General features: G+C 44.9%; 13 protein-coding genes and 1 pseudogene. 8 read left to right on the forward strand and 6 right to left on the reverse strand.

Annotation, left to right across the window (positions count from 1 at the left end):
• Positions 1–292 precede the first annotated feature (292 nt).
• Positions 293–1,195: a sugar kinase gene (locus tag AT710_01415; protein ID KUO93006.1), complete on the reverse strand. Its 903-nt coding sequence runs from the start codon at positions 1,193–1,195 to the stop codon at positions 293–295.
• A 245-nt stretch (positions 1,196–1,440) separates the two neighbouring features.
• On the opposite strand from AT710_01415, the gene AT710_01420 reads away from it, so the two are divergent.
• Together AT710_01420 and AT710_01425 are read left to right on the forward strand one after the other, a co-directional pair.
• The gene (locus AT710_01420) at positions 1,441–1,902 is read left to right on the forward strand and encodes a hypothetical protein (protein ID KUO92971.1); all 462 of its coding nucleotides are present in this window, start codon (positions 1,441–1,443) and stop codon (positions 1,900–1,902) included.
• A gap of 56 nt (positions 1,903–1,958) precedes the next feature.
• Positions 1,959–2,378 (forward strand): hypothetical protein, encoded by a 420-nt coding sequence (locus AT710_01425; protein KUO92972.1) that lies wholly within the window; start codon positions 1,959–1,961, stop codon positions 2,376–2,378.
• Here the strand turns inward: AT710_01425 and AT710_01430 are convergent.
• The 4 genes from AT710_01430 to AT710_01445 form a co-directional block, all read right to left on the reverse strand.
• Complete coding sequence (locus AT710_01430) at positions 2,331–3,776, reverse strand: preprotein translocase subunit SecY (GenBank protein ID KUO92973.1); 1,446 nt, start codon at positions 3,774–3,776, stop codon at positions 2,331–2,333. The genes AT710_01425 and AT710_01430 overlap by 48 nt on opposite strands.
• A 64-nt stretch (positions 3,777–3,840) precedes the next feature.
• Complete coding sequence (locus AT710_01435) at positions 3,841–4,308, reverse strand: 50S ribosomal protein L15 (GenBank protein KUO92974.1); 468 nt, start codon at positions 4,306–4,308, stop codon at positions 3,841–3,843.
• Between the two features lie 63 nt (positions 4,309–4,371).
• On the reverse strand, positions 4,372–4,875 hold the full coding sequence (locus AT710_01440; GenBank protein ID KUO92975.1) for a hypothetical protein: 504 nt from the start codon (positions 4,873–4,875) through the stop codon (positions 4,372–4,374).
• Between the two features lie 10 nt (positions 4,876–4,885).
• Positions 4,886–5,503: a 30S ribosomal protein S5 gene (locus tag AT710_01445; protein ID KUO92976.1), complete on the reverse strand. Its 618-nt coding sequence runs from the start codon at positions 5,501–5,503 to the stop codon at positions 4,886–4,888.
• 152 nt (positions 5,504–5,655) lie between these two features.
• Here AT710_01445 and AT710_01450 point away from each other — a divergent pair.
• Together AT710_01450 and AT710_01455 are read left to right on the forward strand one after the other, a co-directional pair.
• Positions 5,656–6,141, forward strand: a pseudogene (locus AT710_01450).
• A 56-nt stretch (positions 6,142–6,197) separates the two neighbouring features.
• Positions 6,198–6,698 (forward strand): ATP--corrinoid adenosyltransferase, encoded by a 501-nt coding sequence (locus AT710_01455; protein KUO92977.1) that lies wholly within the window; start codon positions 6,198–6,200, stop codon positions 6,696–6,698.
• 1 nt (position 6,699) lies between these two features.
• Here AT710_01455 and AT710_01460 read toward each other — a convergent pair whose 3' ends face one another.
• Positions 6,700–7,968 (reverse strand): hypothetical protein, encoded by a 1,269-nt coding sequence (locus tag AT710_01460; GenBank protein ID KUO92978.1) that lies wholly within the window; start codon positions 7,966–7,968, stop codon positions 6,700–6,702.
• Between the two features lie 530 nt (positions 7,969–8,498).
• On the opposite strand from AT710_01460, the gene AT710_01465 reads away from it, so the two are divergent.
• The 4 genes from AT710_01465 to AT710_01480 all read left to right on the forward strand — a co-directional run bounded on the left by AT710_01465 (position 8,499) and on the right by AT710_01480 (position 11,737).
• The gene (locus AT710_01465) at positions 8,499–8,819 is read left to right on the forward strand and encodes a hypothetical protein (protein ID KUO92979.1); all 321 of its coding nucleotides are present in this window, start codon (positions 8,499–8,501) and stop codon (positions 8,817–8,819) included.
• 183 nt (positions 8,820–9,002) lie between these two features.
• The gene (locus AT710_01470) at positions 9,003–9,677 is read left to right on the forward strand and encodes a thiaminase II (GenBank protein ID KUO92980.1); all 675 of its coding nucleotides are present in this window, start codon (positions 9,003–9,005) and stop codon (positions 9,675–9,677) included.
• Positions 9,678–9,771: 94 nt separating this feature from the next.
• Positions 9,772–10,056: a ferritin gene (locus AT710_01475; GenBank protein ID KUO92981.1), complete on the forward strand. Its 285-nt coding sequence runs from the start codon at positions 9,772–9,774 to the stop codon at positions 10,054–10,056.
• 199 nt (positions 10,057–10,255) lie between these two features.
• Complete coding sequence (locus AT710_01480) at positions 10,256–11,737, forward strand: MFS transporter (GenBank protein KUO92982.1); 1,482 nt, start codon at positions 10,256–10,258, stop codon at positions 11,735–11,737.
• Positions 11,738–11,749: the final 12 nt, after the last annotated feature.

Here is an 11,749-nt window from a genome sequence, read left to right on the forward strand (position 1 = left end):
TTGGGGTTGCTATTCTCATTTATCCAGCACGTGATGAGACTGATGCCGTGAAGATCGTGGATGCGGCAAGAAGCGCTGGCGCAGTAATAGTTAGTGCGCATTTCATCTTGGCTAAGGAAGTGGCAAGGAGTTGATGAAGATAACGGCAGGTCTCGCCTTTTGGGATGAGGATTTTTAATCTTGCACCTCTGGGCCTCCTCCGCTCTGAAGGGCGGGACCCACCGTTTGTTTTTTATCAAAATTGTTTCTCTGTGATGAGAAGCAATGCATGAGGCTCACTTCAAATCCATTTTTAGGGTTCATTGGTTAGTTTCTCCACTATTTCCTTGTATCCTATTGATGAGAGGAATTCAAGCACTTCATCTAAACGTGGTCCAGAGCGGGCGCCTCTCCTCGTGACTGATATGGAGGCTGAGGCATTGGCAAATATGAGTCTCTCAACTATATCTAATCCCATTAGCCTAGCCGATATATAGGACGCCGCGAATACATCCCCAGCTCCTGTAGTATCTATGGGCGTCACACGGAATGATTCCACCACCTTGGATTCATTGCCACTGATGCAGAGCGCCCCTTTTGGGCCGAGGGTTATTATTAATTCCCGTGGCTCCACCTTACTATAGATGCTGAAACCTGCCTTTATTGGGTCCTCCGCCCCGCTCAGTATCTTGGCCTCAACCGAGTTCATGAACATCACATCAATGCCTCGGACGAGCGCTGCCACCACATCTATCCCCTTCCTGGCTAGATTGGTTCCGCCATCTATGGAGACCGTGGCGCCAATTGATCTTCCCTTCTTGAGCCCAGCCTCTATTATCTCGGTTCTGCCTGTTGCTAAGTGTATATGGTTGATGCCTTCAACTGCGGCTCCATCTAAATCACTTGGTATTAAGCCCATATTTGCGCCCCTGTAGGCAATCATTCTCTTGCTGCCATCCAATCCCACGAGAACAGTGACTGTGCCTGTCTTCTCATATGCTATGCGCTTAATGAAGCGTGTATCGATGCCGAGATTTCTTAATTCATCTACAAGTATATCGCCCACAGTATCGGTGCCCACCGAGCCGATGAAGCGGGAAGCAAGGCCAAGTTTAGCGACTTGAACAGAGAAATTAGCCGCTGAACCGCCGCCGCCCACATAAGCCTCGAATGCATCCACGGCCTCATCTATTCCGGGGAGGCCCCCTATCTTCATGTAGATATCTAGGTTCAGGTTACCTATTGATAACACTGTAGGCCTATTCACATTTATTTTGAGAAGCGCGGCTTTAATATCTATTTCCGTCCAATAAATGCATATCATCTAAGGCCATTAATGGGATAAAGGATAAATAGAGTTGAGGAATATAGTAACTTAATGCAGGATGAAGTAAAGAAGTTGCTGGATATAAAGGAGCGGCTCAGGAAGAGGATAATGGAGCTAGAGGACGAATATCAACATTGAGGGATGCAGAGCAGGCAATTGATAATGAGATAAAGTCGAGATCAATAACTCCAGCGGATCAATTACAGACCCAATCGGTTCCTCCTCCAGCTTCGCAGCCCAAGTCTGGAACCATGGTTGATTTAAAGTCACGTGATGGGGAAAAAATTGGAGAGGTAGAGGGAGATGATCGTTCCCTAGTGGTGAGGCCCCTGAAGCCCCTTGATCCGGAGGCGAAGCCCACGAAATTCCTCATCAGGAAACTAGAGGAGTATAGGAGGGGGGATGAGGATTTAGTGAGGGGAAAGCGGCTCAGCGAGGGGGATGCTTTTAATTATGACTTAGAGAAGGGGGAGGGAGGCAGCATAATTGCAATATCGATAAGGAATTATAGAACCAATGCAAGGAGGCAGGAGGTCATGAATATAATTAGGTGGACCATCGAAAGGAATTTAGAGAGCAAGGGAAGTAATCAGTGATTATCGATTTATTTTAATCACTCGAATTAAAAACGTCCACCTCAGCCTCATAAGTCATGAATAACAATAAATCAATAACATCATTGATACCAAGCGATAGGTGGATGANTGGACTTGAATTATCAAAGGCATTGAATGAGCGGCTTGAAGTCGAGGACTTCATTTCCATGGCCGAGAACGGCGAGGTTGATGCTTATTATGATGTTGCCGAGGATGAGTTTTACCTGAGGTTAAAGGCACGGCCAGCGGAGCGGATCACAGTCATCGAGCAAGTAAGCATTAAGTTGCCGGAGGAGCCCCTGCCAAAGCCGGCGTTTGAGGATGAGTTAAAGGCTGCCGGTGATGATTGGAGGAATATGTATGAGGATCTAGTTAAGAGGGGAATCATTAGGGAGATTTATAGTAATGGAATGACTTTCGTCGTGGCATCAAAGCTTCCCGGCAAATCTCTTCAGCATGGGGTACATCTCGAATAATTGCTCCTGCATAGCCAATGAGTAGTACTGTATCACTATCTCAACTAGGAGTATTAATCCTATGCCTGTCCCAAAGACGCCTAGGATATCCNCTAAAGCAGCCACTATGCCTGCAATTAATCCGCTGGTAAGGGTTAACGCGTTTATGTATCTCTCTAAGTATCTAGCTATTACCCGCGTGCTCGACCTAAAGCCAGGTATGTGCCACCCACTCTCTGCAATGGTCTTTGCTTGATCCTCAGCACCCATACCGGCCAAGTTAACCCAAAGATACGCATAAACTATTGAGAGCAACGCGTAAAGCACTATATGAACCACCGCGAATTGCGGCGTTAATTGGAGAGGGGTGGATTGCAGGAAGTAAAGCAGTGAGGAAGTGCATGGAGCAGTAGTTAATTGTCCATTTAGGCTTATCTGGTGAACGCAAGCCAAGGCATTTAGAACTGGATTAGCGGCATGAGCATTATACGTGGTAGCNACGAAGTATAACCCATTATAAANTAAGGCCACGGTATATGCAGTGAATATTATTGGGAGCACCGATACATACATTACCTTAAATGGATATGATATCTTGTATCCACCGTACTGAGTCAATACCATTGGTATCGATACTTCCATTAATTCAACATAGAGAACAAGTCCGCCAAGCACTATGGTCGCTATTAACCCGATTAGGCTGGGATACCCGANCCTATATAGTATTGATGCCAATGCCGCTAATGTGTGATCAACCGCAGCTATGTATGAGCCCACGGCTATTGCGGGCACGACGCCGAGGGGCAGCACCTGGCCCGGCGGTATTATTGGGGAAAACGTGTCCCAGAACATGGTTCTAATTATGCTTATCAATATGAATAGACTTATTCCGCTCCCTAATCCCCAACCCTTTGAAACCATGTCGTCAAGCAGGATAACTATTACCGCGCCAAACACTAATTGTAGCCAAACAATGAATGCTAGTCCAGGCGATATTACCCCCAACTGNCCAGCAGCTATCATTATCGCGCCTNCACCGAACGCTATTATCACAGCAACAAGCTTCGTGAATGCATTGAACCTCATTTGATCATTTGGATCCTCCATATCTATGTTCATTATGTCGGAGAACGCTAGGAGCTCCATTATTATTCCCGCAATTATTATTGGACCAATTCCCAACNCCGCCATGGTTCCCGACTGAGACGCGAATATCACGGCAATTAATGGGTTAAACAATGGAGCCGCCTGCGCTTCATTAACGCCATATAATGGAGNGATCGAGAGAACCATATATGCGGNTAATGCCAGAAATGTCCAGAGGAGCCTACTTGACATGGATAGCGCTACCTTAGGCTTAGGAACCGTCGGCACTAGCCGCAGCAACGGCTCCACCCTATCTATGAACCTACCGCTCATTGCCTAAAACCATGAANTCGCCCATTATTAAATTTAGTGCAACATATTGGAATGATGGGCAAAATCANTGAATCACGCCGCGTAGGATCAGTACCTCGCCGCCTGCCTTCTTTACCTTCTCTATCGCTGACGCTGATGCGGCTGGCGTCTTCACTATAATTGGCTTATCCATGTGCCCGCCCCCCAGAAGCTTATTGAAACCCAACGACTCCAAATCAACAACGTATTTTCCTGACTCCATACTTATTTTTCCTTCCGCGGCTAATTCCTCAACGATCTCGCCGAGACTCCCCACGTTTATTGGCCTCCAATGAGAGCGAAGCGGAGGCGGCTGCGTGAAGCCGTGCTTTCCTATGAGGGGCCAGCCATTATTTTTCTCCGCCATCTCCATTAACAAACTCTTCTTGTGCTTGAGTAAACCAACCCTCTCGCTTCCTCCACTGTTGTTTCTCCTATGTTGGCCAACCCTTCCCCATGAATGGGTCCTCCAACCCCTCAATTTCCTGGTCTTTCTTGTGAATCTCCTGGTCATTTCATCAAGTGGGAGCACGTGCCTTTTTAAATTTTTCAACAATTAAGAAATAATAGACATCCTCTATAGCATTCTTCTCAGTAATTCATTTATGCCGCTTCCACGGTAACCCAAGTCACCGCCGTATCCATAATACTTCTTAATGCTATTGAGACCGCCCTTTGGGGGATGCAGCCTAAAGAATGGCTTAAGCCCATTAATGCACTTCCTGCCATTCCCGCACCTCAACGATGCAGAGCCATTAATTAATGCGTTAACGAAGTCATCAATTCCACTCCACCCCGACTCCTTAGCAGCATCATCCGTGAGCGGCTTATTGCCCCTTAGTCGTCCGCGTTCCTTCAATAATAGTAAAAGCGTATCCTTATCAACCTCACCCCATGTGACCCAGTCCTTCACTGTGGTAAGCATTCCTCGCAGCGATGGGGAATCAGGCAACACTATGCAGGAGTATCGACTCCTCAAGCCAAGTATGTGAAGCGAGCGCCTTATTTCCTCGGGAATATCCACATCGCCCTTTAATCTGATTACGGCGATGAATTTCTTCTGTGCTTGTTGTGTCTCCATGCATCATCACCTATATTCTGAACCCATATGTGTCCCTTAGGGCATTCCAAACAGCCTTGGCGAAATTAATAGTAGTCCTGGTCCTACCCCTTGCATCAAGCCAAATATCCCTTATTCCAGCTAGTGNTAGGATCTTCTTGGCAGTATCGCCGGCCACTAGGCCAACGCCTTTCGGGGCAGGTATTAGGCTTACCTCAACGCTGCCTGACTTGCCCTTGACTTGGAAGGGAATGCTATGCGGCTCATCGCAGGAGCAGTGCCATGATCCACATCCCCTCCTCACCGGGGTTATCTTGATCTTGGCATTCCTCACTGCCTTATCTATTGCTTGGCTTACTTGCCTAGCCTTGCCGATGCCTATGCCGATATAACCGTTCTCATTACCAACAGCAACTACTGCTTGGAATTGGCTGACCTCACCGGCATCAGTTTGCCTTTGCACTACCTTTATGTCAAGCACCTCATACTTTAAGCCGGGCAGCAATGCATCTACTATCTCCGGTTCCTTTATGGGCGTATTCATGCTGAAGATATCGTCTATGCTTCGTACTTTACCCTCCTTAACTAACTTGCCAAGTTGAGTCCTCGGCTGCCACTCCTCAAGTTGACTAGCTTCCTCTGAGGCCATCCTTAATCAACGAAAAGAGGCGCCTCAGAGCAAATATAAAGATTCCCTCACCAGCCATCCACCATAACTCCATCNCCCCCCATTGGTAGTATATGTATATTATTTTCTAAATTATCTAATAAGGTGATTTAAGCCCATGCCCACCAACACCGATGAGCTCGGTCGCTGTTAGGCAGGAAAAAAANCAACCGGATTATGAGTTGCTATTCGCAGCGCCGGATAGGGATGGCTCCGTGGTCTCCGTTCGGGTTCATAAACAAGTAAAGGAACTGCTGACCGATATAGCGNAGAAAGAGGGGTTAAATGGCGTATCCGAATTAGTTAGGTACATAATAGCTGGCTTCCTCATAGGTAAATATGAACTACTTAAACCCGATCCTAAAGTGCTTCATGCACCCATATTTCTTAATATAAATGTAAATAAGCGGGAAGAACCTCGGGGAAGCGAAGTAGCCATAGCCGTGGAGATCGAGGAAACCATGAGAGAGGCCGAGGAATTCATTGCTAAGGTTAAACGAGGCGTAGTTCAGTTGAGGGGCAATGAATATGCCAAGAAGTTGAGGGATAGATTGGCGAAGTTAATGACGAAGGCTCTTCGGTATGGATTGGAGGATGAATATGGACGGCTCAAGGCAGTGTTCAATGCTTTGCAGGAGNAACGAAAAGCTTTTTCTAGCCTAAGCTACCGCTGCCCATGGGATTGCTTCTGGTTTATACAGGAAATGGAAAAGGCAAGACCACGGCGGCCCTCGGATTAGTGCTTAGGGCAAGCGGGCATGGACTTAAATCAATAATAGCCCACTTAATGAAAACGCCGTATTATAGATCAAGCACTGTAGGGGAACGCGAGGCAATAACGACTCGACTCGGCGACCTTGTGGAGGAGTACTTCATGGATCCACTCATGCTGAGGAATCCACGATTAGTCCTCCACCATGCTATCCAAAGAAGCATAGAGGTGAAACCATTCTTATTGGTACTTGATGAGGCCAATAACTCGATAAAGAATGGCTTGCTCTCAACAAGTGAATTATTGGATGCATTGAATTCTGTCCCTAATGAGACCAATATAGTGGTGACCGGCCGAGGCGCACCACAGGAATTACTGGATAAGGCTGACCTAGTTACTGAAATGCGAGAAGTAAAGCATTACTATGATAAGGGATTCATTGGCTTAATGGGTCTTGAATGGTAATTCACTCTCCATGAATCAATATCCGCCTAATATCATGGATTACATCATCAATGCGAGCCCTTATCGAGGATTCGGGGGAATTCCTCCCAATTAATTTAAACCCGCTTCCAGCCTCGGCTACATCAATCCCTCTAGTTGAGGCCAAAAAATCCAGGATCGAGGTGGGCCTCACCACTTCCTTATCATTAATAACGAGGTACTTGGTTAGTAATCGCCTCACGGTTGATCTATTATGCTTATCGATCCTATTGATTAGGTGCCCCATNCCGAACCTAGATAAAGACGAGGAAACAGCGGCAACATAATTCTCGGTCAACTTAGTTGATAAGTCCTCTACGGCATCCAGCGACTCAATCATGGATTCCAACATTGTTAACACATCTAAGCCTCCCTCCACATGAATGATTGGGATCCCCATGGAATCCGGATGAATGGATGCCGCAAATGGAGGATGGCCAAGCCGTATACCAAGCAGTCCCTGAAACTCCTCAGACGCAACTGAGCTTAATGCTGCCCCGGACTCGAAAATTATGGCTAATGCAGCATCATTGCCAAACCTATTAAAATATTGCCGATGACCNAGTCCCCAGTACATGCTGGGAAGAATAGGATCCCCAAAGTGACGAGCCGTTGCTATAACGAATTCGATGCTCTTCTTGGCACCCCTATCCACTATGAACCGTATCAACTTAATCAACACATNTATGGCAGGGCAATTATCATTTAATCGAGGCCACGAATCAAGATGAGTTGATACAACTATTTTATCATCTGTTTCCCCTTGCCTCTCAATTACCAGGTTATAAGCCAAACCCTCGCTGATCCTCGCCTCTATTTCTACTTCTAAGCTATTTCCTTTATAGTTCCATTCATCAACCACTACTGCCGGTATCGGCGGATAATCATTGCCCTGAAGCGAGAGACCCGGCCCACGCGATATGAAGCCAAAGCCACGACCCCTTAGAACCAATAACTCAGCTCCATAATTAACCGCCTCCTCATACATAGACTTGAGATGAAGCGGGTTATTGGGTAATTCGCTTACCATGTATTGCCTAACTCTACCGTGAAGTGATGGAGATGGGGGAAGCGGCACAGCTTTTACAGGTTTAGAGTCAACAATCAACGTGGCCTCGCTATAAATAGGCACAGCCACATAAATGGGCTCAAGCATATATGTAAGTTCATGATAATCCAGCTCAGCCAATAAGTTTGATATGAGGCTCCTCTCCTCACTGCTGCCAGGCAATACTGGAAAGGGGCAATCCACTTAGGAATACATGGGGCCGGGGTATATATACATGACTACATTACTAGTTGATCCTCATTCTCTGTCTATTTATGAAAGGCATAGACCAAAATGTAAAGACTATTAGTGAATAGATGAAATCTAAATTAGCTAGAAATAGTATTGTGCAATAGGTAGTATGGTATTGAGATAGGATACTAATAAGCCCGTGGGTAAAGAGTAAACTACTCCGCCCTAACGGACGGGGTCTCTGGTGAGGGAAGATGAATAGAATAGTCAGCCCAAGTTATTTAATGGAGACGACCTTTTATTATACTCATAATGCTTGCCTATGCTATTAGTTTTTAAGCACTTGAATCTTAAACAATACGTGGCTAAGCATTGAATTTTCGTAACTAACCCCAATAATTTAGTGATATTTTGGTGTTGAGCCTAGTAAGTACGGCTTTACTGCTCGGAACTTACTCAATAAGGATGACTTGTTCTTCTTTTACGTGGGGTCAGCAAGAACTGGAGCATCTAAGTGTGAATTGGGGTTTATTGGCCCCTATATGGTTGTAGGGCATTATGTTTCTAGTCCTAATAACTCCACAGTTAATGCGTGGAAGCCTAGCGGAAAATTCGCTGTTATTATTGGATTTAAGAATGGAAATCATTCCGTTGGCTTTGTTCCCATGGATTCTGCATTTAATGCTCTAAGCTTCATAACTAATAAGGCAAGAACCGGTAGAGGGGGCTGGCAAGACCACGTACAATCCTCAATAATATCAATTAGAGAAGAGGATTATAATACGTTATTAAGTAATCGCTTAACTCAGCATGATTGTATAGACCACTTGAAAAGCATTGTCAAGAGTAACTGCATGTTTTAGTTTCATGTGTTTTATAATGTTCCAATCCTTAATTTAATCTCCATGCGAAGAANCTGATATTCCCCCACCTTTTAAGACTTGGAATAGACCGATTGGAAATTAATATTAATGCTTAATATCATTATTATTCCGCATCGATTAAGCCCGCTTTAATTTATTAAAAAGTCTCTGTGCTGGGTATGCATGCTTACCGCTGAACTATGGGCATCAATAAAGGACATATATAATAGCATAATTAATCACCCATTCATTAAGGGGCTCGTTGATGGTTCCTTAGAGGAGGATAAGTTTAAGTTTTACATTGTGCAGGACCACTTGTATCTAAGGGAGTTCAGTAGGGCCGTGGCATTGGCTTCCGCCAAGGCACGGAATGAGAGGGAACAATCACTATTCGCCTCGCATATAACAGATGCATTGAATGTGGAGAGAAACCTGCATGGAAGATATCTCTCGCTTTGGGGAATAGATATAGATGAATACCGGATGTCCCCAACCAACTTAGCATATACTTCATACCTATTAAGCACTGCATATTCGCGGCCTTATCATGAAGTCTTGGCAGCCCTATTACCTTGTTACTGGATATATATGGAGGNTGGTAAGGAGTTAATGAAGCATGGATCGCCAAACAAGTTATATAATGAATGGATAAACACGTATGGCGGCGATGCTTACGAGGCAGGCGTTAGGGCTGTGCTCAATATAGTGGATTCCATGGAATTAACAAAAGAGGAAAAGATCAATGCATTAACTAAATTTAGAATCGCATCTATCTATGAATATATGTTCTGGGACTCAGCGTATAGAATGGAGAAATTCAGCTTCGATCCATGGCTAATCACGGAGCGACGCGCATAAGCAAATTATTTTAGTATTGCTATGATCAACATAAGATAGATGGCCAGCTATTTGCTAAATATTTAATAAAGATGATTTATTCCTCCTATAATTAATGCCCAGATATGAGGAATTAAAGGATATAGATAAACACGTTGTTGATCTCAGCAGGGCTAGACAAAGCCTTATCGAGGAGTTGGAGGCGATTATGTTTTATGATGAGAGGATAAGCGCAACAAGCGATGAATCATTAAGGGAGGTACTGAAACATAATAGGGACGATGAAAAAGAACATGCATCCTTATTAATTGAATGGTTGAGGAGAAATGATCCTGAATTCGATAAAGAACTAAGAGAAAAATTATTTACTAAAAAACCATTATCTGAGCTAGGTGATTGAAAATTATAATCCAAGGACTTAAGCATATGCATCTCACCTGATTTGAATGGCTTTAACATATTTGGATTAAGGGGACGAAAGTTTCCATGCATGGGAAGGAGCGGATTGTCCACTTATAGAAATTTGATAATTCAATGTGATTATTTAAATTAATTAACGGCTTAAGCTTTATTAGGCTAAATAAAGTAGGGGGAATTAAATGGATAGGGTCTCCATAGTTACCTTTGTCGTGGTTCTGGGTACAATGATGGCGGCAATAGATTCCACAATAGTTATACTGGCATTGCCGACAATGGTTCAATCCCTTCACTCTAACTTGTTCACCATCATGTGGGTAATACTTGTTTATCTATTAGTAACGGCGGTGCTTACTACTCAATTGGGGAGGCTAGGGGATAATTATGGCAGGTCAAGGATATATAATATAGGCTTCATTGTTTTTACCGTGGGCTCCGCCATGTGCGGCGCTGCCCCCAGTGATTCATTTCTAATAGCATCTAGGGGTATCCAGGCCCTCGGCGCTGCAATGATTCAAGCAAATAGTGGAGCAATAATAGCTGATCATTACCCGCCAAATAAAAGGGGAAAAGCTTATGGCTATACATCGGTCGGGTGGAACATAGGTGCAATTCTTGGGATAGTGCTAGGCGGCATAATAACCACATTCATTGGGTGGAGGTTCATATTCTATATAAATATCCCCATAGGTATAGCAGCCGTAGCCATTGGTCTTCGAGAAATCAAGGACTATAATATAGTGAGGAGGAGGNTCGATGTCGTTGGCACAATGCTATTAGCGGCCGCATTAACATTGGTTACTCTTGGCGCGGCCGAGATAGCTGGGACAGGCCTAGCCGCCGATGACTCATATTTATTGATGGCTGGATTAGCTCTATTAATTCCCTTCATTCTTTGGGAAAGGCGCATTGAGTATCCACTAATAGATTTTAGGGTGTTCAGAAACAGGATTCTTGCCGCGTCAATGCTTGCAGCATTTCTTCAGAGCGCTGGATACCTATCTACGGCNTTCATACTAATAATGTATCTCCAGGGAATAAGGGGTCTTTCTCCCTTTTCTGCTTCTCTACTCTTGGTACCGGGTTACGTGTTGGCTAGCTTGTTGGGTCCCTGGGCTGGACGATTGAGCGACGGAATAGGTGCTAGGTTACCTGCTACGCTTGGAATTGGATTAATGATGGCTGCAGCGGCCGCTTATTCCCTTCTTTCATTAAATACGCCATATGATTATATAGTTGTCGCATCAATAATTGGGGGAGTGGGGTCAGCCCTCTTCTTTCCTGCGAATAACAGCGCAGTGATGGCTAATGCTAGAAGCGAGTTCTATGGCGGAGCATCTGGAATACTCAGGACTTTAGCTAATATAGGGATCTTAGTTAGCTATGTCCTATCAATCACCATTGCATCTCTGGCTGTTCCAAGGTATGTGGCTTTCCAAGTATTCCTAGGCACATCTAATTTGGTGGGCGGCATCACCGCAAGTTTCCTGGAGGGCCTCCATTCTGCTTTTTTGGCATCAATGGGGATATTGGCCATAGCCATGATCTTATCCGCGATTCGCGGGCAAGAGGCTAGAAGTAGTCTAATTGAGAATATCAGGGGCGGCGAGAAGCCATTTGCTGGATCGCCAACCACCTCCTCCACCGATGATTCCTTGCAATGATGGGGCCCCTCA

The sequence above is a fragment of the Thermocladium sp. ECH_B genome (genome assembly GCA_001516585.1).
GTDB lineage: Archaea > Thermoproteota > Thermoprotei > Thermoproteales > Thermocladiaceae > Thermocladium.